Here is a 24,008-nt window from a genome sequence, read left to right as displayed (position 1 = left end):
GCGTTGACAATATGTCAACATTGAATTTATTGTTCACCTTCTCAGGGAGAGAGAAATCAACGTGCACATCATCTCAAGAGCACCGTTTGATGAAGCTGCAAAGCGTTTTCCAAATGACGCTCAGGCACTTACGGATGTCTATAAAACACTTAAGCGCCTGCGATTCACTGCGCCAGAGGAGATGAAAAAGGTCTATGCGACCCTGGATCGCATGAAATATCGCGAACGATGGTGGGTCATTGACGTTGGCGGCAACAAATTACGAATTGTGTTTTACGCGGATTTCGACGCAGGACGCCTCTTTATAAAGCATATCGTGGCGCATTCTGCGTATGACAAACTTATTAAAAAATATCAGGAGCAATCAGAATGAGAACACAGGATATTATTAACGCCACAAACCATCTGGTCAGTTTGCTTCCGATTCTGGGCGACAGCCCCCACCGACAAGATTATGAAGATGCTCTCGAAATGGTGGAGTATCTGCTTGAACACGAGCCCACAAATCCTTTGATTGACCTTCTCAGCGTGCGTATCGAGAAGTATGAAAACACCGCACCTGAATTCGCCGTATTTAATGCCCGTGTTGCCAGCACAGAAACGGGGCTGGCACTGCTTCGCGTTTTGATGGCGCAACATGGGCTTAATCAGAGCAGCTTTCAGCAGGAAATCGGCAGCCGTTCTCTCGTCAGCAAGATCATGAACGGCCAGCGCAGCCTGACACTGGATCATATGCGGGCACTGGCAAAGCGGTTTAACGTGCCCGTCGCCGCGTTTGCTGGATAGGTAAAACCCCGATAAACCCGGGCGTTTAATGAATCTCCACCGTCTTCAACTCATGAATCAGCCACTGCAACGCCGACTGATAATCAAATAAACGGTGCGTTAGCAGGATTAAATCATAAGAAGGCGAACCTTCCGGCAAATCCATAATGCGTAATGGCATCATCGCGGCAAGCTCTTTCGCAATGCGATACGGCACGCACATCAAATACCCCGATGCCACTGCCACACGCCCTCCCACCGCGTAACTCTGCACCACCGTCGTGAGTGGGCGGTAGAGATGTTGCGCCAGTAGCCAACTATCAATATGGTCCGCGCCGGAGCTTACCGCAGGGAGATGGATTTGCGCTTCCGTGACCAGGTGTTTGAGGGTCAGTTGTTCAGGCAGATCGCTACGTGCCAGCGAGGCAATCGCCACATAATGATCGGAAATCAGCGGGTGTTTATTAAAATATTGCGGAATATATTGCAGGTTATCCACGCCAATAAAGGCATCAAGCTGGCCGCGCTCCACCCGTTCAAACTTGATGGTTTCAGACAGAATATCGACGGAAAGACGGACGTTGGGCGCACTGGCTTTAAATTTTGCCGTCAACGCGGGCATATACATAAATTCGAAGTAATCCACCGCGCCAATGTAAAAGGTATGCGGATCTTTTGCCGGGGAGAAGTTGCCTTTCCCCCGCGTGGCCGCCTCCAGTTTGCTCAGGGCATTTTCAATCACCGGGATCATCGACGCCGCATAAGGGGTCGGCTCCATGCCATTGCGGGTGCGGACAAACATCTCATCATTGAGTTGTTCACGCAGGCGATTGAGCGCGTGGCTGAACGCCGACTGGGTAATGTTGGCTTTGCGCGCCGCCCGGGTGACGTTTTTTTCTTTCGCCAGGATGGGAACCAGGCGCAACAAATTCAGATCCATCATCACTATGCATCCTGTTCATTGTTTCATGCAAACAATACATTTTATGCATAACGCCAGACATTGCTATAGTCATCGCAACGTAAAATAAACGCGTCATTGTGTTTATTCACTGCCCCTTCTACCTCTCTTTTTGGAGACGCTCATGAGAAATGTAACGGTTGCCGCGACCCAAATGGCCTGCACCTGGGAACTTGAAAAAAACGTTGCCAATGCAGAACGCCTGGTACGCGAAGCGCACAGCAAAGGCGCACAAGTTATCCTGATTCAGGAGCTGTTCGCTGCGCCGTATTTCTGTATCGATCAGAGCCCGGAACACTATGCGCTGGCGCAGGAAGTGGCCACCAGCCCGCTGATCAAACATTTCTCTGCGCTGGCGAAAGAGCTGGAAGTGGTCCTGCCGCTGAGCCTGTTCGAAAAACACAATAACGCGTACTACAACTCGCTGGTGATGATCGATGCCGATGGCACCGTCATGGAAACCTACCGTAAAACGCATATTCCGAACGGCCCGGCTTATCAGGAAAAACAGTTCTTCATTCCAGGCGACACCGGCTTCAAGGTGTGGAACACCCGCTACGCCAAAATCGGCGTAGGCATCTGCTGGGATCAGTGGTTCCCGGAAACGGCACGCTGCCTGGCGCTGGACGGCGCGGAAATCATTTTCTACCCGACGGCAATTGGTTCTGAACCGGCTTACCCGGATATCGACAGCCAGCCGCACTGGACGCGTGTTCAGCAGGGCCACGCTGCGGCAAACCTGGTGCCGGTTATCGCCTCTAACCGTATCGGTACCGAAGCGAGCAAATATATCGAAGGGCTGGAAATGACCTTCTACGGTTCGTCGTTTATCGCCGATCAGACCGGTGAGCTGGTCGCGCAAGCCAACAAAACCGACGAAGCGGTGCTGGTACACACGTTCGATCTGGATGCGATCGCCGCACAGCGCGCATCGTGGGGCCTGTTCCGCGACCGTCGCCCGAACATGTACGGCACCCTCGCGACCTCTGACGGCAGCGTAAGGAGCAAATAATGTCTACGCTGACAACGCCGCATCAGGACGGTTTCGCCATGCCGGCAGAATGGGCGCCGCATCAGGCTGTCTGGATGTGCTGGCCATATCGTACTGACAACTGGCGCGCCAACGGTGCGCCCGCCCAACAGGCGTTCGCCGACGTGGCTGAGGCCATTTCTCGCAAGACGCCTGTCATCATGGCGGTACCGCATGCTGAAATGGAAAAGGCACGTAAAACCATGCCTGCCAGCGTCACCCTGGTGGAGATGGAGAGCGACGATGCCTGGATGCGCGATACCGGCCCAACCGTGGTACGTAACCCGGCGGGAGAGATTCGCGCCGTGAGCTGGACGTTTAACGCCTGGGGTGGGTTGCTGGGCGGTTTGTATGAGAGCTGGGATAAAGACCAGCTCGTGGCAGGCCAGGTGGCGCAGTATCACCGGATGCCGTGCTACCACACTGACCTGATTCTGGAAGGCGGCTCCATTCACGTGGATGGCGAAGGCACGCTGATGACCACCGCGGAGTGTCTGCTTAACCCGAACCGCAACCCACACCTTTCACAGGCGGAAATTGAGCAGCAGTTGCGCGAGTATCTGGGCGTTGAGACCTTTATCTGGTTACCGGAAGGGGTGTTTAACGACGAAACCGATGGTCACATCGATAATATGTGTTGTTTTGTCCGCCCGGGCGAAGTGGCGTTGCACTGGACTGACGACGAGAACGATCCGCAGTACGCCCGTTCCGTTGCCGCGATGAACATCCTGGAAAACACCACGGATGCGCGTGGCCGTAAGCTGAAAATCTGGAAAGTGCCGTCACCGCAACCGCTGTATGCCAGCGCGGAAGAGACCTGTGACGTTGAGAAAGGGACAGCGATTGCGCGTACCGAAGGCAATCGTCTGGCGGGCTCATACGTGAATTATCTGGTCAGCAACGACCATATTATTTACCCGCTGCTGGACCCGGCCACCGATGCGCAGGCTGAGGTGCTGTTTCGCCAGATGTACCCGGACTTTCTGATTACCGGTGTTCCGGCGCGTGAGATCCTGCTCGGCGGCGGTAATATTCACTGCATTACGCAGCAGATTCCGCGTTAATTCCGCAAACCCTCTCCCTGAAAGGGAGAGGGTGAAAAGCCAGCCCGCAGCCCGCGCGATCGGTTCCCTCTCCCTGTGGGAGAGGGGGAAAAGCCAGCCCGCAGCACGCATGATCGGTTCCCTCGCCCCGTTGGGGAGAGGGTTAGGGTGAGGGGAAAACACCGCACCGCCAGGAAATTTACCGCCGCGCCATTCGCACGTACTCCACCCCTTTTTTGAAGAAGTGCTCTCCTTCGGGACGGAATCCAAATTTCGTGTAGAAATTGACGGCACCGATACGCGCATCCAGGCACACTTCATGTACCCCGGCCTCCGCCATCTTTTCCAGCACCGACTGAAACAAAAAGCGCCCGAAACCCTGCCGCTGATACATTTTCAGGGTCGCGAACTTGCGAATCTGACACACCGACGCATCCAGCATAAAGACCGACAGGCAGCTCACCGGCTTGCCGTTATGCAACACGCCAAAATGTTGTGCATCATCGTCGCCCTCTACTCTTGACGCCTCACGGGGAAGTTGCGGCCATAATACCGGATGGCGAATATCAAGGCAGTCGTCGAGAGTAATTGTCGTGAATTTCATTGTCATCTCGCGCAAATATCGGGAAAACGCTGACAATAACACGCGAAGGCGTCGGCAGATCATTCGATAACCTGATGTACCGTTAATGCAGGGTTTCCCATAACAGTTTTATCAGCAGCGTTGCGGCCAGAATCAGGAACAGACGGCGGATCCACACATTTCCGCCCTGCAGGGCAACACGCACGCCCACCAGCGAACCACAAATAGCGGAAATCCCTAACGGTATCGCTATATCGTAATGAATCAGGCCATGAGGAATTAAAAAGAATAACGTGGAGAAATTGGTGCCGAAATTTACCACCTTCGCACAGGCCGTTGCGCGTAAAAAATCAAAATGGAAAAAGCGGATAAATAAAAAGAGCAGAAAACTGCCGGTCCCCGGGCCGATAAATCCGTCATAAAAGCCAATCGCAAAACCTAACAATATCCCCTTCGCCAAATCACCTCGGGTGGGTTCCCGGCTGGTATCGCTATGACCGAACTGTGGTTTAAACCACGTGTACGCCAGCATGATCGCCAGCACCACAATCACTATCGGGCGCATCCAGTCCGATGGCATAAAATCAAGCAACCGTATACCCGTGTATGCGCCGATAACCGCACTTATGGCGGTCGGCAAAATCAATGTCCATGGCAATCGCAGGCGCGCGGTAAATTGTTTAATAGACATCAGGTGCCCCATCACCGAGGAGCACTTATCGATTCCCATTATTTCGGCAGGCGTGAAGTGCGGTAGCGTAGAATAAAACGTCGGCATCGTAATCAGCCCACCCCCGCCTACCGCCGCATTAATGATTCCGGCAATAAACGCCACGGGTAGTAATACCAATAACTCACTGCTCATCTGCTTTTCCTGGTTTCAGCGTACAGGAGTGCCCCGCGCGCGGGACCGCCTGAAAAAAGAGGGGAATTGCGTTTTATTTATAATCCGGCGGCTATAGTAAATTTGCGATTTATACCTGTCCAATATATAAATCTCTATGTATTTATATAGCTGGAAATATAAATGGAATTCCGTCACCTTCGCTATTTCCTGGCCGTGGCCGAGGAACTACACTTCACCCGCGCGGCAGAAAAGCTCAACATCGGCCAGCCGCCATTATCACAACAGATTCAGGCACTTGAACAAGAGCTTGGCGTTCTGTTGTTCAATCGCACCCGCCGCAAAGTCGCTTTGACAGAAGCGGGCGAGCATTTCGTGATTAAAGCCAGGGAGATGTTACGACTCAGTAGCGACCTGCCCGCAGAACTACAGGCTATCGCGCAGGGAAAAAGCGGCGAGTTACGCATTGGGTTTACCACCACCGGGCTGCTGGTTGATGAACTTAGCGAACCGCTCAAAGCTTTCCGCCGTCAGTTCCCTGCGGTTCGGGTCACGCTCAGCGAGATGTACTCACAGCAACAATTCACCGCTCTGCTGAATGAGGATATCGATGTGGGATACATTCGCGTCACGCCGGGCACCACCCGCGATGGCCTGAATATCCGCGTACTCAGGCGTGACCAGCTCTGCGTCGTGCTGCCGGACGATCATCCCAAAGCCACCTGTAAAACCCTGACCATTAGCGATGTGAAAGAGGAGCCTTTTATCTTTTATCCCGATACTGCCGGCGCGTCGGTGCCGGATAAAGTCAGGCGTATGTGCCAAAAATCGGGCTTCACCCCCTATGTCGTACAGGAGGCGGCGGAAGTGTTGACGCATATCGGGCTTGTCGGCGCAGGCGTGGGGGTTTCCGTCTTACCCAGGCCCATCGATCAGCTCAAGCCAAAGGGAGTGAAGTTTATCCCTCTTGCCGAAGATGACGCAGAGTTATGCATGGCGATCGTCACCCGCAAGAGTGAGAATAACCCACGAACGCTGAATTTTTTGCGGTTATTGACTGGCGTGAATGCAGGAAAGTCACCAGGCTGAAGGGATTACCCTGAACATTCATAACCTGTTGCATTTTGAATGTTCTGAATTCTGTCGTTGCGCTTGCTGACACATAGCAATTAAGTGATTGAAAAAATAAAAATTAATAGATTTCGCTCTTTTTTCACCAATATCTAAATGTGATCTAGCGCACACTTTGCACCCCAAAGATCGAGGCGAATGTCTAAGCTTAATAGATATGCCGGGAAACACCCGTAATCTCTTACGACGACCTCCGGAGGCCATTATTATTATGTTCAACCAGAAACTTCACAGCGCTGAATCCGTAGAGTTTGGGATCGCAGAAGAACCCCGCTACGAAATCGATCCCTGCGAGTTAAAACTGGCTGAAATGATCGACGCGGAGCCGGAACCGGAAATGATCGAGGGGCTGCCAGCTTCGGATGCCCTGACCCCTGCCGATCGTTATCTTGAACTGTTTGAACACGTTCAGTCATCACGTATTTTTGCCGACAGCAAAACATTCCCGGACTGTGCGCCGAAAATGGATCCGCTCGATATTTTAATTCGCTATCGCAAAATTAAGCGCAAGCCCGATTTTGACCTGCGACTGTTTGTTCAGGCGCACTTCTGGATGCCGGAAACCTATGGCAGTGAATACGTTTCCGACCCGGAAAACTCCCTCAAAGAACACATCGACCAGCTCTGGCCAGTGCTGACGCGTGAACCGCAGGATCATATCCCATGGTCATCGCTGCTTGCCCTGCCGCAAGCCTATATCGTCCCCGGTGGGCGATTTAGCGAAACCTACTATTGGGACTCCTATTTCACCATGCTGGGGCTGGCGGAGAGCGGTCGCCACGACATGCTGAAATGCATGGCGGATAATTTCGCCTGGATGATCGAACGCTACGGCCATATCCCGAACGGCAACCGTACCTATTATCTCAGCCGTTCGCAGCCGCCGGTCTTTGCCCTGATGGTCGAACTGTTCGAAGAGGATGGCGTGCGCGGCGCGCGACGCTATCTGGACCATCTGCTCATGGAGTATGACTTCTGGATGGATGGGGCGGAATCGCTGTTGCCGAACCAGGCCTACCGCCACGCGGTACGTATGCCTGACGGCTCCCTGCTCAACCGTTACTGGGACGACAGGGACACGCCGCGTGACGAATCCTGGCTGGAGGATGTGGAAACAGCGAAGCACTCTTCCCGCCCGGCTAACGAGGTCTATCGGGATCTCCGTGCGGGCGCGGCGTCCGGCTGGGACTACTCATCGCGCTGGCTGCGAGATGCCAATCGCCTGGCAAGTATTCGCACCACCCAGTTCATCCCAATCGACCTGAACGCCTTCCTGTTCAAACTGGAAAGCGCCATCGCCAATATTGCCGGTTTAAAAGGCGAGCGTGAGCGTGAGGCACAATTCCGTCTGAAAGCCAGCGACAGACGCGCGGCGGTCAATCGCTACTTGTGGGATGAGGAAAAGGGCTGCTATCGCGATTACGACTGGCGCCGTGGCGAAATGGCGCTCTTTTCCGCAGCCAGCCTGGTACCGTTGTATGTCGGCATGGCCACCCATGAGCAGGCAGACAAGCTGGCAGAGGCCACACGTACGCGCCTGATGACGCCTGGCGGTATTCTGGCGACAGAGTATGAAACCGGCGAGCAGTGGGATAAGCCCAACGGCTGGGCGCCTTTACAGTGGATGGCGATTCAGGGCTTTAAATTGTATGGCAACGACGCGCTGGGTGATGAAATTGCCCATAACTGGTTGCGCACCGTTAACCATTTCTACCAGCGCCACCACAAACTTATTGAGAAATACCATATCGCCAGCAGCACGCCGCGCGAAGGGGGCGGGGGTGAATATCCGCTCCAGGATGGCTTTGGCTGGACAAACGGTGTGGTTCGTCGCCTGATCGGGTTATACGGGGAGCCGTAGCTCCCCCTGCTGGCTCAGTCGATAGCATCATAAATGGCCGACTGGATATCCGCCCATTTTTTACTGTTATCGTCAGGCGCAGCCTCATAACGCAACTGCGCCTGTTCCATTTCATAACGCTGACGTCTCACTACGGGTTCCGACGTACAGAATGCCTGTAAGTAGTTCTTCCGCAACGATGTCAGCTTCGTGCCGGAAGACATCTCATGCGCCATGTTCTCGATAAACCGACGACAAGGGCGGTTTTCGTCCATCTGTAACCGATAGCGCAGCAACATCTCCAGCACATCCGTGTAATCATTCGCCATGGCCTGCTCTGTCCACGACAATTTCCAGCTCATGCCCGTACGCAGAAACAGCGAAACGACGCGTGTATCGTTGCGGTCGATAGCAGAACGGAAGTTGCCCTCATCACGGCTGATTCCCATTTTGGTCAGCTCTTCTTTTGGCGTCGCTTTCTCTTTATCCTGAGAGATAGGAACCGTAATGCGCCCTTGATCCGCGAGCGGCGCCGATACGGATGATGCGTCGCTGAACAACCAGAATGCTCCTGCCACGATAACCAGCACCGCAACGCCGACTGCGCCCCACAGCGCTTTGGTAAGTATCTGTTCACGCTCCTCGCGGCTACGCGCGGCGCGTTTGTCCGGCCTTTCAATTCCATCGCGAATTTGCATAGCATCACCTCCCGCTGCACGATCTTTTTTGCGCGCCTGTTCCCAGAATGTATCTAAATCATCCTCAGCCTCTTCCAGCAAGCTTGCTGGATTAATCTGTATGCGCCCGTCATCCCATGCTCGCTGCACGGGTCCGGCAATCTGCGGAAAATAGTTATCCAGGAGCATTAACTGGTTCGAGGTTAGCGGTTGTCCCGCGACAACGGCGCTGCGGATTTGCCGAATATCGTCCAGAAAAGTTTGCAGCGTTTTGCGCGGCTCAAGAAACAGACTCAATACCGGTGAATCATTAAAAAGCCGGGCATAATGCTGACTAAATTCTTTCTTATCGATTAATAACAGCGCCAGCTCGCTAAATAACATGCCACTGAGTACATCGTTGCGATCGCCGATTTTCAACCAGCGACGAACGCAATCGGCGCCAAATCGCGTTTTCAGGTGGTTGCTAAGCCGCAGCGCATCCGGCCAGGCATTTGTCACCAGCGATTTGAGCATCAACTCCAGCGCGCGTAACTGCTTTAACCCCTGCAACTGCCCTTCTTTGTCCGCATTCAGGGTGGTCGCATAGGTCAGCAATGGTTGCTTCGCCCGCAGATGTTCCAGCATGCGCACGAAACGCAGCGCGACAATGAGCTGGTTCTCTGTAACGTTCTGCCCCTTTTCATAATAAGGCACCAGTTGTTGCAAATGGCGTAGCTGCAGGGTGAATTGGGTTAGTTCTGAATCATTAAGCCTTAACCGTTTCGCAACAGCGCCCCATCCGCCAAGGCTCAGACGCGCGATATCGAGTTGTTCAAGAAACCAGCGAGGATCCTTCCCTTCGTCAAAATGCACATTTAGCAGCATTAATATTTCTATCGATGCCTGACGAATAATTCCTGTGCATTGCTCGAATTGTTCCCCCAGGCTCTGCGAGGATATATGGGTCATTCTTTTCCTTTAAGTACAACCGGCGAAATAATTAACTGGTAAAAAGAAACGTTAATTTTTCTTTATTTATGGATAGTTAAAACATAGACCAGTTAATGATTATTATCAGTGATAGTGGTTTTAACACGAAAAAAACAATGGAGCTATTTTTATGCCGACGCTGATCACTCCCCGGCTCATTTGTACTCCGATAACACCACAAGACTGGCCTTTTTTCCTCGCCTTACAGCAGGACAGGCAGGTCATGCGGTATGTTGCCGAAGACCGCCCGCCAGAAGCCATCCGCGAAGCGTTTGACACCCGCCTGCCCGCCTGGTCTCCCGGCAGTGAACACTGGCTCTGTCTGGTCGTTCGTGATATCGCCACGCAGACCCCGCTTGGGGTCACGGGCTATCGTCATCATGAAGCAGACTGCGCCGAAGTCGGGTTCCTGTTTGCCGTCCAGGCTCAGGGTAAAGGTTACGGACTGGAGTCGCTACAGGCGGTCTGCCGCTATGCCTTTGCTGAGGGTGGCATCCGCCGCCTTGTGGCGACCGTGACGGCAGGAAATGATGCTTCAAGGCGTTTACTGGAAAAGGTCGGTTTTGTGCAGGAAGGCGAACTGCGCGAGGCTTTCTGGCTGGCGGGTCACTGGCATAACGACTGGCTGTTTGGTCTGCTGCGCCATGAATACCCCGAAAGCAGATAATTCACCTGTCATCTTCCTCTCTCTGTGCCAGGCTTAGGCAGTGTTTTGGCAATAAAGAGGAGTGCATATGAAGAAGATTCTGCTGATAACAAGTTTGACAGCATTATTCTCCATGGCGGCATTCGCGCAGGATGCGACGGGCTTAAAGACGGATAAAGCGCCGCCACCGCCGCATAAAATGGAAGAGGGCTACCGTGGAATGGAGGATGCCCGTAGCATGACCATTCAACAGGCGAAAACCATGCATGACGGAGCTTCCGTTTCGCTCAAAGGGTACCTTGTGAAGAAAACAGGGGAAGATCTCTATCAGTTCCGCGACAAAACCGGGCAAATTGACGTCTATATCCCAATGGCCATTTTCGATGGCAAAAATGTCTCCCCGGACGAACTGGTGGGCATTAGCGGGTCGTTAGATGCCAAGCAGAAACCGGCCCGTATTAAAGTCAGCCACTTTCAGAAGCAATAATCGTCTCTCCGCCCGGGGCATAACGCCGCCGGGCAAAGGATAACGCATACGTCTGATACCGAGAGATAATCCACACTTCACTCTCTGCCTTTTACAGGAACATCCCGCCGGAGACTTCCACGCGCTGAGCATTCATCCATGCCAGGTCATCACTCAGTAATGCCGCCATCGCGCCGCCAATATCATCCGGCTTACCGACGCGCCCCAGCGCCGTTTGCCCGGCAATATGTTTATTAATTTGCGGGTTATCGCGGACTTCGCCACCGCGGAAATCGGTCTCAATCGCCCCGGGGGCAATGATATTGACGGAAATGCCACGAGCGCCCAACTCTTTGGCCTGATAGCGGGTCAGCACTTCCATCGCCCCTTTCATTGCGCCATAAGTCGCGTATCCTGGCAGCGCAAAACGCGCCAGCCCGCTGGAAACATTGAGGATGCGGCCACCGTCCGCCAGCAGCGGCAACAGGCGCTGCGTCAGGAAGAAAGGCCCTTTAAAATGAATGTTCATTAATTCATCAAATTGCGCTTCGCTGGCCTCCGCAAAGGGAACCGCGATGCCGACACCGGCATTGTTTAATAAATAATCAAACGTATCCCGGTTCCAGACGTCTTTTAGCTGATGTTGTACGTTCAGGGCAAAAGCCTCAAAACTGGCCACATCGCCGACGTTTAATTGCAAAGCCACCGCTTTCACGCCTTTTGCCGCAATTTCCGCCACAACTTCATCAGCGGCTTGCTGGTTGTTGTTGTAGGTCAGGATAACGGCGGTTCCACGTTCTGCCAGCTTCAGCGCTGCGTTTTTTCCCAATCCACGGCTGCCGCCGGTCACTAATGCGATACGTTGTGTCATAAGAAACCTCATTTTGTCTGCTGTTCACTGTGGAAAAAGCTTATTAGCTGGTGGTAAAACAATAAAGGCACTGAATTACGCTTCACTGTTTCACTTACAACAACAATGGAAGCATTCAATGGATAAAATTTATGCAATGCAATTGTTCATCCGCGTGGCAGAACTGGAGAGTTTTTCCCGCGCGGCAGACTCCTTAGGTCTACCCAAAGGCAGTGTTTCGCGGCAGATTCAGACGCTGGAAAATCATCTTGGTACACATCTGTTACATCGCACAACGCGACGGGTGCAGCTCACCCAGGACGGCATGGTCTATTACGAGCGGGCCAAAGATTTGCTCGCCAATATGGATGAGCTCGACGGGCTTTTTCTGCACGATCCGTCAAGCATCAGCGGGCGGTTGCGCGTTGATATGCCCGTGGCCGTGGCGAAAAACCTGGTGATTCCTCGGCTACCGGCCTTTTTGCAGCAATATCCGGGGATTGAGCTGGAGCTGAGCAGCAGCGATCGGCTGGTGGATATTATTCGCGAAGGATTTGACTGCGTGGTGCGCGTCGGCACGCTGAAAGATTCCGGCCTGATTGCCCGCCCGCTGGGTAAGCTTTCCATTATCAACTGCGCCAGCCCCGACTACCTGGCGCGTTTCGGCTACCCGGAGAGTCTGGACGATCTCTCTTCGCATGCGGTCGTGCATTACGCCCTCAACCTCGGCGCGCGCCCGCAAGGCTTTGAAGTTTGCCTTGATAAACAGACCACATGGGTGAAAACCGGCGGCATTTTGACGGTAAACAGTACCGAGACCTATCACGCCGCCTGCCTCGCAGGGCTGGGGATTATCCAGGTGCCGCGCATCGGCGTGCGGGAAGCTCTGCGCGCTGGCAAGCTGGTAGAAATCCTGCCGCAATATCGCGCAGAACCCATGCCGGTATCCCTGATTTATCCCCATCGCCGGAATCTGTCGCGCCGCGTGCACCTGTTTATGGAATGGCTGGCCGGGGTGATGAAAGATTACGTCGATTAGACGCAGTCTATAATTTTATTCACTGCGAGCTATAAAGAAGGAAAATTGCCCTGATGACGCCGGAAAACAGCGAAAAACGTCCGACCCAGGATTTGGATTACGAGCCAGTCAGAAAAATGGACACCTCGGGAACATCAACGAAAGACACCACGCCCAATGCTGATAACAACGCGGCGCGATCAACGCTGGAAACCGTCACTCACGTGGCGAAAAAAGTGCAGCGCCGTCCAATGATTGCGCATCTGATTCGCGCCACTGAGCGCTTCAATGACCGTATGGGAAACCAGTTTGGTGCCGCCATCACCTATTTCTCATTTTTGTCGATGATACCCATCATGATGGTCTCTTTTGCCGCGGCCGGGTTTGTGCTGGCCTCACACCCCACGCTACTGCAGGACATTTTCAATAAGATCCTGACCAACGTCAGCGACCCGACGCTGGCGACAACCCTGAAAAACACCATCAATACCGCCGTGCAACAGCGTACGACGGTAGGTATTGTCGGGCTGGCGATTGCGCTCTATTCCGGCATTAACTGGATGGGAAACCTGCGCGAAGCGATACGCGCGCAGTCCCGGGATGTCTGGGAGCGTACCCCGCAAGACCAGGAAAAAATCTGGCTGAAATATTTCCGTGATTTTATTTCGCTGATTGGCCTGCTGGTGGCGCTGATCGTCACCCTTTCCATCACCTCCGTTGCCGGCTCGGCGCAGGAGATGATTATCTCCGCACTCTATCTTGATAATATTGAGTGGCTGAAACCTGCATGGCGACTGATTGGTCTGGCGATCTCTGTGTTTGCCAACTATCTGTTATTCTTCTGGATTTTCTGGCGTCTGCCACGCCACCGTCCACGCAGAAAGGCATTGATTCGCGGTACATTTATCGCGGCGATTGGCTTTGAGGTGATCAAAATCGTGATGACCTATACGCTGCCATCGCTGGTGAAATCGCCTTCTGGCGCCGCCTTCGGTTCTGTACTGGGCCTGATGGCGTTCTTCTACTTTTTTGCCCGATTGACGTTGTTTTGCGCCGCATGGATTGCGACTGCGCACTACAAAGACGACCCACGGATGCCGGGCAAATCACACCGCTAAAACCTTAATTGGGCTGAATATTTCAGCCCAATTCATCATTTCAGCATTAATATCCAGGTTGTAACTTTTATTTAACCTAAAACCAGTTTTAAATTCTATTATTGAAAATATGTGAAGCATTTCATGGAAGAGAAACCTCAAGTCTGAAAATTATCCGCTTTTTGCCTGGTTTTTGTACGTTTTCGGACTTTGTTACAGATTGAAATGTCGCTTTTGCTGTGGCTAATATGGTCGTTCGTTCGCCCAAAAATAAGAAAATTTTATGCAAGCCACAGCCACAACCTTAGACAACGAGCAGGAAATCACTCCGGTAAACTCACGCAGTAAAGTGGTAATCGCTTCACTGATTGGCACCGCTATCGAATTCTTTGATTTCTATATCTATGCCACTGCCGCAGTTATCGTTTTCCCGCATATCTTCTTCCCGCAAGGTGACCCGACCGCCGCAACGCTGCAGTCGCTCGCCACCTTTGCGATTGCCTTCGTCGCACGTCCTATCGGCTCTGCCGTGTTTGGTCATTTCGGCGATCGCGTAGGACGCAAAGTCACTCTGGTGGCGTCATTGCTGACGATGGGGATCTCCACGGTATTAATTGGCCTGCTGCCGAGCTATAACAGCATTGGCGTGATGGCGCCGCTGCTGCTGGCGCTGGCACGTTTTGGCCAGGGTCTGGGACTGGGCGGTGAATGGGGCGGCGCGGCGTTGCTGGCGACAGAGAACGCGCCGGCGAAAAAACGCGCCCTGTACGGCTCCTTCCCGCAATTAGGCGCGCCGATTGGCTTCTTCTTTGCGAACGGCACCTTCCTGCTGCTCTCCTGGTTACTGACTGACGAGCAGTTTATGAGCTGGGGCTGGCGCGTACCGTTTATCTTCTCCGCCGTGCTGGTATTGATTGGCCTGTATGTTCGTGTGTCACTGCACGAAACCCCGGTGTTTGCCAAAATCGCCGCCGCGAAAAAACAGGTAAAAATCCCGCTGGGCACCCTGCTGACCAAACATGTGCGCGTCACCGTACTGGGGACGTTCATCATGCTGGCTACCTACACGCTGTTCTATATTATGACCGTCTATTCCATGACGTTCAGCACCTCGCCGACCGGGCTGGGTATGCCGCGTAACGAAGTGCTGTGGATGCTGATGATGGCGGTCATTGGTTTTGGCGTGATGGTACCGGTTGCCGGGCTGCTGGCAGATAAATACGGTCGTCGTAACAGCATGATTGTGATTACGAGCCTGATTATCCTCTTCGCCCTGTTCGTCTTCCCGCCGCTGCTGGGTTCCGGTAATCCCGCGCTGGTGATGGCTTATTTGCTGATCGGCCTGAGCCTGATGGGGCTGACGTTTGGCCCAATGGGCGCGCTGCTGCCAGAACTGTTCCCGACGGAAGTGCGTTACACCGGTGCGTCATTCTCATACAACGTCTCGTCGATTCTGGGCGCGTCCGTTGCGCCGTATATCGCCACCTGGCTGCAGGCAAATTACGGTCTGATGTATGTGGGGATCTATCTGGCGGCGATGGCAGCCCTGACGCTGACCGCGCTGTTGCTGACTCACGAGACCAAACACCAGTCGTTGTAATGGTCAGCGCTTGATGGCCTTACCCTGACCTCTCTCCCGGATGCGGCGTAAGCGCCTTATCCGGGCTACCACCCCGACATCTGATGCCCGCACCGTACCTTTGTAGCCCGGCAAGCTTTGCGCCGCCGGGAGTTGTCCCGGATGCGGCGTAAGCGCCTTATCCGGGCTACCACCCCGACATCTGATGCCCGCACCGTACCTTGTAGCCCGGCAAGCTTTGCGCCGCCGGGAGTTGTCCCGGATGCGGCGTAAGCGCCTTATCCGGGCTACCACCCCGACATCTGATGCCCGCACCGTACCTTTGTAGCCCGGCAAGCTTTGCGCCGCCGGGAGTTGTCCCGGATGCGGCGTGACCGCCTTATCCGGGCTACCACCCCGACATCTGATGCCCGCGTCGTACCTTGTAGCCTGGCAAGCTTTGCGCCGCCGGGAGTTGTCCCGGATGCGGCGTGACCGCCTTATCCGGGCTACCACCCCGACATCTGATACCCGCACCGTACCTTTGTAGCCCGGAAAGCTTTGCGTCGCCGGGAGTTGTCCCGGATGCGGCGTGACCGCCTTATCCGGGCTACCACCCCGATATCTGATGCCCGCACCGTACCTTGTAGCCCGGCAAGCTTTGCGCCGCCGGGAGTTGTCCCGGATGCGGCGTGACCGCCTTATCCGGGCTACCACCCCGATATCTGATGCCCGAGCCATACCTTATAGCCCGGCAAGCTTTGCGCCGCCGGGAGTTGTCCCGGATGCGGCGTAAGCGCCTTATCCGGGCTGCCACCCCGACATCTGATGCCCGCACCGTACCTTTGTAGCCCGGCAAGCTTTGCGCCTCCGGGAGTTGTCCCGGATGCGGCGTGACCGCCTTATCCGGGCTACCACCCCGACATCTGATGCCCGCACCGTACCTTATAGCCCGGCAAGCTTTGCGCCGCCGGGAGTTGTCCCGGATGCGGCGTGACCGCCTTATCCGGGCTACCACCCCGACATCTGATGCCCGCACCGTACCTTTGTAGCCCGGCAAGCTTTGCGCCGCCGGGAGTTGTGCCGGATGCGGCGTAAGCGCCTTATCCGCTCTGTGATTTTGCGACGGCATGGTAATGGAGGGAACAAACCTGACACTCCCTCGATCGGTTCCCTCTCCCTGTGGGAGAGGGCCAGGGTGAGGGGAGACCACCGCACCGACCTTACTTTTTCATCTGCGCCAGAATAGCCCGGCACTGGTTGGCTTCGCCTTCCGATGGAGAAATCAAAGCCAGTAGCGCAGCCGCTGGCGTCACCAGCGTTGCCAGCGCCGCGGCCACCGCACCACGGGCAATCAGCGGTCCGGGTTTTACCCCCGCCTGTGGGTTTTTGAATGTCCCGCGCACATACAATGGCGAACGCAGCGTAACGATACGAACGCCCTTACTTTCCGGGTTGATGGTCAGGTCCAGTTGCTCCGAGGCGAAACTCGCCGTCCCCGTCACATTCACCAGCGCGTTTTCGGTATCAAAAGCGAAGATTTGCGGACGCGCGACGCCATTAACCAGATCAAGATTCGCCGCCGCGCAGTTTACCCGCACCTCATCGTCGCCAAAAATCTTGCCGATAACATAGTTACCCACGTTCAGCCCGGCAATCTCCATAAGGTTACGGCTGATAAGCCCGTCATTCATCAAGAGCTTAAGGTTACCGTCGCTGGTGCCCAGCAACGCCGCCACGGAGTTTCCTGTTCCACGAATGTCCGCATCGCCATTCAGCTCACCCAGGGTTTTCTGCATCAGCTCGACATTGGGCATCAGTTGTTTCAGTTTTAACCGCCGCGCCTGAATTTCCGCCCGCCCCTGCATTGGCTTTTTATCCCCTTCGAGGCGAATATTGGATGAAATCGTCCCGCCCGCTAAGCCGAATTTCAAAGGCTGCAGTTTCAGATCCGCATTCTGTAAAATGATATGGGTTGTGAGGTCGCTGATCGGCAACGTGCTGCCATGCTCAATACGCTTCCCTTTAAAGCGCACGTCGGCATCCATCGTGTTCCATTTATCGGTTTCAAAGCGATCATAGGGCAATACCTTGCCGGCAGGCTGGATACTTTTCTCGCCCTTCTTCTGCTCTGCCTGCTTCGCTTTTTCTCCCCCTTTACCGGAATCCACGCCGATCAAAGGCCCAAGGTCGGCCAGGCGAAGCTGACGGGATTCCAGAGAGCCCTCCAGCTTCGGACGCGGTTTGCCCGTGGTGTAGGTTAACGAACCATGAATATCGCTATCGCCGATACGCCCGTTAAAATCGCGATAGTCATAGACACTGCTCTTTTCGCTATCAATCTTCGCCACCAGATGTCCATCCGTTTCAAACGGCGGGGTATCCGGCAGCAGCACGCCTGTCAGTTCGTAGAGATCGCCCAGGGTATCGCCAGCGAATTTCAGTTGCAGGTCGACGCCGCCCATTTTCATCGGGTCGTTAATTTTCCCGACAAACGCGACACGTGTGTTGCCGGAACGGAAATCAGCCTGCACCGGGAAAGGCGTGCTCTCGCTTCGTAGCGCCAGCATGCCACCGATTTTCCCCGACCCGGTCAGCGGCTGGCCGTTGTAACGTCCCTGCGCTTTCAGCCCGAAAACATAATCTGCCACGCGGGTTTTGTCTTTACTGTCGCCCGTGACTTCATTGAAGGGGAGCGGTTTACCTAACGGATCGACAAGGATCTCGATATCCGCTTTACTCACCTTGTCGTCGATAGCGATACGCCCCTGATCGAAGAGAATATTATCCAGACGGAATGACCAGCCAGAGGGCTGCGCATTCGGATCGTTATTTTCTGCACTGGCGAGGTTAAAGGTCCAGTTGTTGTTCTTTTCAGACAGGCGGATCAGGCGCGCATCCGGTTTTTGCAGTTTGATCCACGGCAGGTAAACGGTTTTGGTTAACAGCGCCAGCGGTGCGAGAGTGGCTTCAACGCGCGGCAGATGCACCATGGTGACTTCCGGGATCTCAGGCGGGTTACCGAGGAGAATATCGTCGGCATGAATGTGCGGCCAGGGTATCCAGCTACGCCAGCCCGTTTCCTCTTTTTGTCGCTCCCACACCACGCCCAAATCACCACGAATAGCAAAGGGACGATTAAGTTCGGTAGAGACTTTCTGATTAATGGTAGGTTTGAGGCGGTTCCAGTCAAAGGTGGCGATGATAATGATGGCCACCACAATCAATAAAATCAGTGTTCCAGTGACAGCAATAATCGCTTTGCTTGCTTTCGTCATGCGGGCGCCCTTTCTTTATTGCCTTGCCTGTCATAAAGATAGCCGAGGCTGGCAGAAAGGGGTTGCCTGCGATCAGAGCTCCAGCAATACGTTTTCCAGCGTATCCAGCGGAACCGGGCGCGAAAGGAAGTAGCCTTGTGCGGCAAAAGCCGGAGAATTCTGAACGTCGCGCCACTCGTCGAGGGTTTCAACACCTTCAACAATCACGCCCTGACAATAACGATTCATCAGTTGAATGAGCAGCGTGAACAGGTTGCGTCCTTCCGCCGTCTTGCGCAGCATAATAAACAGATCGCGAGATACTTTGATGTAGTCATAATGCACTTCGCTAAGTGCCGAGAAGTTGGCCATGCCAGTCCCAAAATCATCCAGCCACAGCGGCCCCATTTCGCTGATCGTGGCGAATGTGGAGTCTTGTGGCAGACGGATATGCTCTACCAGTTCAAAACGGATCCACGGTACGGTTTCGATGAGGGCTCTTAATGTTTTATTCGAGCGCATTGCGATTAGCGTAGGGCCGTCGACATTGACGGATGCCAGCACGCCGTGCTGCTCGAAAAAGTCTTTCTGTTTGGCCAGCAGGGCGATCTGTTCGTGTACTACATCCACACGCTGACGCACCGCGACCTCAGAAAAATAACGGTCCGGCGGGATACGCTGATCGGGCTGGCTCGGATGCGTCACAATGGTCAGCACCTCCACCGCCATCAGGCGACCATCGGTTTTGTAAATAGGCTGGTAAGTATAAGCACGCTCACACTGCAGCCAAAAACGACGTTCCTGTAGGCTTTCTATGCTCGCCTCGGAGTAGTTCAGCCGCTGGATTACCTGCTTTAACTTCATTTCTTCTTCCTGTTGAAAATGAGTAGCCCCGGAGCTCTCGTCATTGGGTTATCGGCCCATAAGAGGAGAACTTTACCTCCATGACCTACGCAAAATGAAAAAGCAGTTTGCGGAATCAGCAGAGAATACGTTCTGTGTCAAAAAAATAATGGAACGTCGTTTTAATATGGTTGACCACGAAACGCGCACAACGCACACTACCGTTAACTTATCTGATTCAGGTTCCGGACTATGTCAAAGAAAATTGCCGTGATCGGCGAATGCATGATTGAACTGTCACAAAAAGGCGCGGAAGTGAATCGCGGTTTCGGTGGCGACACACTCAATACTTCGGTTTATATCGCCCGTCAGGTTGACGCTCCGGCGTTATCCGTGCACTACGTCACTGCGCTGGGTACCGACAGCTTCAGCCAACAAATGCTGGAATCCTGGCAGGCAGAAAACGTCGATACCAGCCTGACGCAGCGCATGGAAAATCGACTGCCGGGCCTGTATTACATCGAGACCGATGATACCGGCGAGCGCACCTTTTACTACTGGCGTAACGAAGCAGCGGCAAAATTCTGGCTGGAAAGCGAGCAGTCTGCCGCCATTTGTGAAGAACTGGCGACCTTTGATTATTTGTATCTCAGCGGTATCAGCCTGGCGATTTTAAGTCCGGCCAGTCGTCTCAAGCTGCTGTCGCTGTTACAGGAATGCCGCGCAAACGGCGGTCAGGTGATTTTCGACAATAACTACCGTCCGCGTTTGTGGGCCAGCAAAGAAGAGACCCGTCAGGTCTATCAGCAGATGCTCGCCTGTACCGATATCGCCTTCCTGACGCTGGATGATGAAGACCTGCTGTGGGGCGCACAGCCAGTGGAAGAGGTTATCGCGCGCACTCAACAGGCTGGCGTAAAAGAGGTCGTGATTAAGCGTGGCGCGGATTCGTGTCTGGTCGCAATCCAGGGAGAAGCCCTGAAAGAAGTGCCGGCGGTGAAATTGCCAAAAGAGAAAGTGGTGGATACAACCGCAGCAGGTGATTCATTCAGCGCCGGGTATCTGGCGGTGCGCCTGACCGGTGGTGATGCCGAAGCCGCCGCCAGACGCGGTCATTTAACCGCCAGCACGGTAATTCAATACCGTGGCGCGATCATTCCACGCGACGCCATGCCGAACTAAGGATTTTCCCTGCCTCCTGTCCGGGGCAGGTCTTTTTCCCCTCACCCTGGCCCTCTCCCTCAAGGGAGAGGGGACTATTTCGTGCGGCCTGAACGTTTGGTAGCCCGGATCAGGCGCTTGCGCCGACATCCGGGAACACCCACAACCTTTACTGCTGCGGCGGAATATCCGACACATCCTGATGAGCATCATCTACGTTTGCTGGCGCGGCATTCTGCTCACCAGAAGACATCAACTCTTCCCAGCTCGCCTGCAGGTCCTTCATGTTGTACTCCGGCTCGCCTTTCGGCTGCAGCAATACCAATGCCATATCCTGCGAAAGCTGCTGACGTAAATCCTGATTCAGCATTTCTTTCGTCAGGCTGCTCAGGAAGTTCTGACGCAATTTTTGATACTGCTCGGGAGCGATATCCACCACCTGGTTTTGCAGCGAGCGCATGCGCTGGCTAATCAGGATGTCGGTATCCGTGCGGGCATACGTGGCAAACAGCTTCTGGAGCTCAAGATTCTTTTGCGCTACCAGCGCATCAAACTCTTCTTCCGGCAGGCCGCGATCGCGCACTTTCGCCAGCTCGCGGGCTACAATATCGAGGTTGCTGTTCAGCTTATCGTTTGGCGAATCAAGATTGATTGCGCATTGCGCGCGCTGGAACAACACACGGCAGTCGAAACTCAGGCCAATGTCTTTGACGTTGGTTTTTGCCAGATACTGCTGAACGTGCCAGAACAGCGCCTCACGGGCTAAATCCGCGCGCCAGTAGCGTTGCAACGCTGCAGATTCACGAATCGGCTGCCAGGCGGTATCCCACATGATGGAGAGGCGATCCTGACGCACAGAATCCGTCATGATACTTACTGGTTGACGCGGTAGCGGCGATAAGGTCGGCATCGGCGCCGGTGTTTCGCGCTTGCCTTTCAGATCGCCAAACGCCTTGTTAATCTGTTCCGCAACCGCCCGACTATCTACATTACCCACCACAATCAGCGTCATCGCGTCCGGGGTGTACCATTTCTGATGGAACGCCTGGAGCTGTTTCGCCTCCAGCGGCTGCTTAAGAGGTTCGGCCGGATCATGGCCCAGCAAGGACGAACCTTTCAGGCGATAGCGCCACCAGTTATCTTTGGTGTTGCCAGGCCAGGTCGCCACCATATCTTCGCTGGCCAGCGCATGATTAATCGTTTCCGGCGTAATCGTGAGTCGCCCGGTGCTGTCTGACAGCCAGACCAACGCTTCTTTGAGCAAATCGTTACGGTTATTCGGCAGGCTCAGGTTGAACATCGTGTATTCATACGAGACCAGCGCGGGGGGTAGTGGACGCTTCGGGTCTATACCCTGCTGCCACAGTGAACGTACCTGCGCGGGTTGCAGGCTGCCGCTTTGGGTCAGCGCAATACGGGGGAGAAAATGGCTAAAACCGCTCTGTTGCGTACTCTCGGTGAGCGAACCGGTATTAATAGACAGACGTACTTCGATGCGATCGCTGGGGCGTTGCGGTGTGGCCAGGACTTGCCATTGCAAACCATTTGCCAGTGTCCCCTGTTGCCAGGCCGGGTCGGGCTGGAGCGCGTCTGCCTGCACATAACCGACAGCTGCCATCATGAGCAAACCGCCTGTTAACAATCGAATTTTTGTGCCCTGCATGAGAACCCCTGATCAACATTCCTGGTTAAAAAGTCAGCCCCGACATGTCTGGAGGCTAAAAGTTACTTTAACACTTCGCTGTTAGACCTCGCGAATCGCAAAATGTCACACAGCGAAGTGAAATATCCCGGGCAATTCGTTCTGAATTGTGCCGGGCCAGGGGTTAATTATGCGCAGGCACCCGCAGCCCGACAAGGACTACGGGTCTAAGTAGCGAAATTAAGAGGAGATTTCGCTGGTTTTACCGCTCGATACACGATTATTCAGCGTATCTGATAGCTTTTTCTGATCGAGCTCTTTTACCCATTTCGCCACGACTACGGTCGCCACGCCATTACCGACAAGGTTGGTGAGCGCACGCGCTTCTGACATAAAGCGGTCGATACCCAGGATCAGCGCCAGACCCGCTACCGGTAAATGCCCCACCGCAGAAATGGTCGCCGCCAGGACGATAAAGCCGCTCCCGGTCACCCCCGCTGCACCTTTTGATGAGAGCAACAGGACCACCAGCAGGGTTATCTGATGGAAAATATCCATGTGGCTGTTGGTGGCCTGGGCGATAAAGACGGCCGCCATCGTCAGGTAAATAGAGGTTCCGTCGAGGTTAAACGAGTAGCCGGTCGGGATAACCAGCCCCACAACGGATTTACGGCAGCCGAGGCGTTCCATTTTCTCGAGCATACGCGGCAGCGCAGACTCCGAAGAGGACGTCCCCAGCACGATCAGCAACTCTTCGCGGATATAACGAATAAATTTGAAAATGTTGAAGCCCGTGGCGCGGGCAATCGACCCCAGCACCACCACCACGAACAGAATACAGGTGATATAAAAGCAGATAATAAGCTGCCCCAACTGGATCAGGCTACCCACACCGTATTTACCGATGGTAAAGGCCATCGCACCAAACGCACCAATCGGCGCAAGGCGCATAATGAAGTTGATGATGCCGAAGATGACCTGCGAGAAACTTTCAATCACGTTGAAAATCAACTGGCCTTTGTTGCCCAGACGGTGCAGCGCGAAACCAAACAGCACGGCAAACAGCAGCACCTGCAAAATGTTGCCGCTGGCAAACGCACCAATAACGCTACCGGGGATTACGTCCATGAGGAAGGCGACGATACCCTGCTCTTTGGCCTGTTCCGCATATACCGCAACCGCTTTGGCATCCAGCGTTGACGGATCAACGTTCATCCCCGCGCCGGGCTGCACAACGTTGACGATAATCAGGCCAATAATCAGCGCCAGGGTACTGACCACTTCAAAGTAGAGCAACGCCACCGCACCAGTGCGACCGACCGCCTTCATGCTTTCCATACCGGCGATACCTGTCACCACCGTACAGAAGATAACAGGGGCGATGATCATTTTAATCAGCTTAACGAAGGCATCACCAAGCGGTTTCATCTGCGCGCCCAGTTCAGGATAGAAATGGCCGAGCAAAATACCGATAGCAATTGCCGTCAGTACCTGGAAATACAGACTTTTAAACAGAGAGGTTTTCATTAGGGTGTCCTTGAGGTATAAACCACAGGCTTTTTAGGGGTTTCTTGCGCCTGCGGTTTAAAAATAACACCCAGAAAACATGACAGAAATATACTCA

The 24,008-nt window shown here is 54.1% G+C and carries 22 protein-coding genes; 12 read left to right on the top strand and 10 right to left on the bottom strand.

Going from position 1 to position 24,008, the window contains the following annotated elements:
* Positions 1-61: 61 nt before the first annotated feature.
* Positions 62-373 (top strand): type II toxin-antitoxin system HigB family toxin, encoded by a 312-nt coding sequence (locus AB182_RS26750; RefSeq protein WP_047372719.1) that lies wholly within the window; start codon positions 62-64, stop codon positions 371-373.
* Positions 370-786, top strand: a complete 417-nt coding sequence (locus tag AB182_RS26745) for a helix-turn-helix domain-containing protein (RefSeq protein ID WP_047372718.1) — start codon at positions 370-372, stop codon at positions 784-786. Before AB182_RS26750 ends, AB182_RS26745 begins: the two co-directional genes overlap by 4 nt.
* A gap of 25 nt (positions 787-811) precedes the next feature.
* Here AB182_RS26745 and AB182_RS26740 read toward each other — a convergent pair whose 3' ends face one another.
* Entirely contained in the window at positions 812-1,708 is an 897-nt protein-coding gene (locus tag AB182_RS26740; protein WP_047372717.1) for a LysR family transcriptional regulator, read from the bottom strand.
* Positions 1,709-1,850: 142 nt separating this feature from the next.
* Here AB182_RS26740 and aguB point away from each other — a divergent pair, with 142 nt between their 5' ends.
* Both aguB and aguA read left to right on the top strand, forming a co-directional pair.
* Complete coding sequence (gene aguB, locus AB182_RS26735; protein ID WP_047372716.1) at positions 1,851-2,738, top strand: N-carbamoylputrescine amidase; 888 nt, start codon at positions 1,851-1,853, stop codon at positions 2,736-2,738.
* Positions 2,738-3,820, top strand: a complete 1,083-nt coding sequence (gene aguA, locus AB182_RS26730; protein WP_047372715.1) for an agmatine deiminase — start codon at positions 2,738-2,740, stop codon at positions 3,818-3,820. The genes aguB and aguA overlap by 1 nt, the downstream gene beginning before the upstream one ends.
* Before the next feature lie 178 nt (positions 3,821-3,998).
* On the opposite strand, the gene AB182_RS26725 is transcribed toward aguA, so the two are convergent.
* Together AB182_RS26725 and AB182_RS26720 are read right to left on the bottom strand one after the other, a co-directional pair.
* Entirely contained in the window at positions 3,999-4,403 is a 405-nt protein-coding gene (locus tag AB182_RS26725) for a GNAT family N-acetyltransferase (protein ID WP_047373453.1), read from the bottom strand.
* A gap of 82 nt (positions 4,404-4,485) precedes the next feature.
* Positions 4,486-5,247: a sulfite exporter TauE/SafE family protein gene (locus tag AB182_RS26720; protein ID WP_047372714.1), complete on the bottom strand. Its 762-nt coding sequence runs from the start codon at positions 5,245-5,247 to the stop codon at positions 4,486-4,488.
* 162 nt (positions 5,248-5,409) lie between these two features.
* Between AB182_RS26720 and AB182_RS26715 the strand changes: the two genes are divergently transcribed.
* A complete protein-coding gene (locus AB182_RS26715; RefSeq protein ID WP_047372713.1) occupies positions 5,410-6,315 on the top strand; it encodes a LysR substrate-binding domain-containing protein in 906 nt (301 codons plus the stop codon).
* A gap of 253 nt (positions 6,316-6,568) precedes the next feature.
* Complete coding sequence (locus AB182_RS26710) at positions 6,569-8,218, top strand: alpha,alpha-trehalase (RefSeq protein WP_047372712.1); 1,650 nt, start codon at positions 6,569-6,571, stop codon at positions 8,216-8,218.
* Between the two features lie 14 nt (positions 8,219-8,232).
* Here AB182_RS26710 and AB182_RS26705 read toward each other — a convergent pair whose 3' ends face one another.
* A complete protein-coding gene (locus tag AB182_RS26705) occupies positions 8,233-9,825 on the bottom strand; it encodes an STY4199 family HEPN domain-containing protein (RefSeq protein WP_047372711.1) in 1,593 nt (530 codons plus the stop codon).
* A gap of 151 nt (positions 9,826-9,976) precedes the next feature.
* Here AB182_RS26705 and AB182_RS26700 point away from each other — a divergent pair, with 151 nt between their 5' ends.
* Both AB182_RS26700 and AB182_RS26695 read left to right on the top strand, forming a co-directional pair.
* Positions 9,977-10,513, top strand: coding sequence for a GNAT family N-acetyltransferase (locus AB182_RS26700; protein ID WP_047372710.1), 537 nt, complete (start codon positions 9,977-9,979; stop codon positions 10,511-10,513).
* A gap of 67 nt (positions 10,514-10,580) precedes the next feature.
* Entirely contained in the window at positions 10,581-10,979 is a 399-nt protein-coding gene (locus AB182_RS26695; RefSeq protein ID WP_047372709.1) for a YdeI family stress tolerance OB fold protein, read from the top strand.
* Between the two features lie 91 nt (positions 10,980-11,070).
* On the opposite strand, the gene AB182_RS26690 is transcribed toward AB182_RS26695, so the two are convergent.
* A complete protein-coding gene (locus tag AB182_RS26690) occupies positions 11,071-11,829 on the bottom strand; it encodes an SDR family NAD(P)-dependent oxidoreductase (protein ID WP_047372708.1) in 759 nt (252 codons plus the stop codon).
* Between the two features lie 118 nt (positions 11,830-11,947).
* Between AB182_RS26690 and AB182_RS26685 the strand changes: the two genes are divergently transcribed.
* The 3 genes from AB182_RS26685 (at position 11,948) to AB182_RS26675 (ending at position 15,523) form a co-directional block, all read left to right on the top strand.
* A complete protein-coding gene (locus tag AB182_RS26685; protein ID WP_047372707.1) occupies positions 11,948-12,847 on the top strand; it encodes a LysR family transcriptional regulator in 900 nt (299 codons plus the stop codon).
* 53 nt (positions 12,848-12,900) lie between these two features.
* Positions 12,901-13,944: an inner membrane protein YhjD gene (gene yhjD, locus AB182_RS26680; RefSeq protein WP_047372706.1), complete on the top strand. Its 1,044-nt coding sequence runs from the start codon at positions 12,901-12,903 to the stop codon at positions 13,942-13,944.
* Positions 13,945-14,206: 262 nt separating this feature from the next.
* Complete coding sequence (locus AB182_RS26675) at positions 14,207-15,523, top strand: MFS transporter (protein ID WP_047372705.1); 1,317 nt, start codon at positions 14,207-14,209, stop codon at positions 15,521-15,523.
* Positions 15,524-15,526: 3 nt separating this feature from the next.
* Here the strand turns inward: AB182_RS26675 and AB182_RS32425 are convergent, their stop codons facing one another.
* From AB182_RS32425 to pdeH, 3 genes are all read right to left on the bottom strand, one after another.
* On the bottom strand, positions 15,527-16,222 hold the full coding sequence (locus tag AB182_RS32425; protein ID WP_139153733.1) for a hypothetical protein: 696 nt from the start codon (positions 16,220-16,222) through the stop codon (positions 15,527-15,529).
* Positions 16,223-16,704: 482 nt separating this feature from the next.
* On the bottom strand, positions 16,705-18,759 hold the full coding sequence (locus AB182_RS26670) for an AsmA family protein (RefSeq protein ID WP_047372704.1): 2,055 nt from the start codon (positions 18,757-18,759) through the stop codon (positions 16,705-16,707).
* Between the two features lie 72 nt (positions 18,760-18,831).
* Positions 18,832-19,602 (bottom strand): cyclic-guanylate-specific phosphodiesterase, encoded by a 771-nt coding sequence (gene pdeH / locus AB182_RS26665; RefSeq protein WP_047372703.1) that lies wholly within the window; start codon positions 19,600-19,602, stop codon positions 18,832-18,834.
* A 231-nt stretch (positions 19,603-19,833) separates the two neighbouring features.
* Between pdeH and kdgK the strand changes: the two genes are divergently transcribed.
* Complete coding sequence (kdgK, locus tag AB182_RS26660) at positions 19,834-20,763, top strand: 2-dehydro-3-deoxygluconokinase (RefSeq protein WP_047372702.1); 930 nt, start codon at positions 19,834-19,836, stop codon at positions 20,761-20,763.
* A gap of 148 nt (positions 20,764-20,911) precedes the next feature.
* Here the strand turns inward: kdgK and AB182_RS26655 are convergent, their stop codons facing one another.
* On the bottom strand, positions 20,912-22,405 hold the full coding sequence (locus AB182_RS26655) for a M16 family metallopeptidase (protein ID WP_047372701.1): 1,494 nt from the start codon (positions 22,403-22,405) through the stop codon (positions 20,912-20,914).
* 219 nt (positions 22,406-22,624) lie between these two features.
* Entirely contained in the window at positions 22,625-23,911 is a 1,287-nt protein-coding gene (locus AB182_RS26650) for a dicarboxylate/amino acid:cation symporter (RefSeq protein WP_047372700.1), read from the bottom strand.
* Positions 23,912-24,008: the final 97 nt, after the last annotated feature.

The organism is Phytobacter ursingii, from assembly GCF_001022135.1.
Taxonomy (GTDB): domain Bacteria; phylum Pseudomonadota; class Gammaproteobacteria; order Enterobacterales; family Enterobacteriaceae; genus Phytobacter; species Phytobacter ursingii.
This window is presented reverse-complemented; position numbering and strand designations above follow the sequence as displayed.

What these genes read in the sequence shown, in the direction of transcription:
- pdeH (WP_047372703.1), bottom strand. Translation starts at nt 19,602, where the DNA reads ATGAAGTTAAAGCAGGTAATCCAGCGGCTGAACTACTCCGAGGCGAGC.
- AB182_RS32425 (WP_139153733.1), bottom strand. Translation starts at nt 16,222, where the DNA reads ATGGCTCGGGCATCAGATATCGGGGTGGTAGCCCGGATAAGGCGGTCA.
- AB182_RS26700 (WP_047372710.1), top strand. Translation starts at nt 9,977, where the DNA reads ATGCCGACGCTGATCACTCCCCGGCTCATTTGTACTCCGATAACACCA.
- aguA (WP_047372715.1), top strand. Translation starts at nt 2,738, where the DNA reads ATGTCTACGCTGACAACGCCGCATCAGGACGGTTTCGCCATGCCGGCA.
- AB182_RS26650 (WP_047372700.1), bottom strand. Translation starts at nt 23,911, where the DNA reads ATGAAAACCTCTCTGTTTAAAAGTCTGTATTTCCAGGTACTGACGGCA.
- AB182_RS26655 (WP_047372701.1), bottom strand. Translation starts at nt 22,405, where the DNA reads ATGCAGGGCACAAAAATTCGATTGTTAACAGGCGGTTTGCTCATGATG.
- AB182_RS26720 (WP_047372714.1), bottom strand. Translation starts at nt 5,247, where the DNA reads ATGAGCAGTGAGTTATTGGTATTACTACCCGTGGCGTTTATTGCCGGA.
- AB182_RS26725 (WP_047373453.1), bottom strand. Translation starts at nt 4,403, where the DNA reads ATGAAATTCACGACAATTACTCTCGACGACTGCCTTGATATTCGCCAT.
- AB182_RS26670 (WP_047372704.1), bottom strand. Translation starts at nt 18,759, where the DNA reads ATGACGAAAGCAAGCAAAGCGATTATTGCTGTCACTGGAACACTGATT.
- yhjD (WP_047372706.1), top strand. Translation starts at nt 12,901, where the DNA reads ATGACGCCGGAAAACAGCGAAAAACGTCCGACCCAGGATTTGGATTAC.
- AB182_RS26715 (WP_047372713.1), top strand. Translation starts at nt 5,410, where the DNA reads ATGGAATTCCGTCACCTTCGCTATTTCCTGGCCGTGGCCGAGGAACTA.
- kdgK (WP_047372702.1), top strand. Translation starts at nt 19,834, where the DNA reads ATGTCAAAGAAAATTGCCGTGATCGGCGAATGCATGATTGAACTGTCA.
- AB182_RS26695 (WP_047372709.1), top strand. Translation starts at nt 10,581, where the DNA reads ATGAAGAAGATTCTGCTGATAACAAGTTTGACAGCATTATTCTCCATG.
- AB182_RS26705 (WP_047372711.1), bottom strand. Translation starts at nt 9,825, where the DNA reads ATGACCCATATATCCTCGCAGAGCCTGGGGGAACAATTCGAGCAATGC.
- AB182_RS26740 (WP_047372717.1), bottom strand. Translation starts at nt 1,708, where the DNA reads ATGATGGATCTGAATTTGTTGCGCCTGGTTCCCATCCTGGCGAAAGAA.
- AB182_RS26745 (WP_047372718.1), top strand. Translation starts at nt 370, where the DNA reads ATGAGAACACAGGATATTATTAACGCCACAAACCATCTGGTCAGTTTG.
- AB182_RS26685 (WP_047372707.1), top strand. Translation starts at nt 11,948, where the DNA reads ATGGATAAAATTTATGCAATGCAATTGTTCATCCGCGTGGCAGAACTG.
- AB182_RS26690 (WP_047372708.1), bottom strand. Translation starts at nt 11,829, where the DNA reads ATGACACAACGTATCGCATTAGTGACCGGCGGCAGCCGTGGATTGGGA.
- AB182_RS26675 (WP_047372705.1), top strand. Translation starts at nt 14,207, where the DNA reads ATGCAAGCCACAGCCACAACCTTAGACAACGAGCAGGAAATCACTCCG.
- AB182_RS26710 (WP_047372712.1), top strand. Translation starts at nt 6,569, where the DNA reads ATGTTCAACCAGAAACTTCACAGCGCTGAATCCGTAGAGTTTGGGATC.
- aguB (WP_047372716.1), top strand. Translation starts at nt 1,851, where the DNA reads ATGAGAAATGTAACGGTTGCCGCGACCCAAATGGCCTGCACCTGGGAA.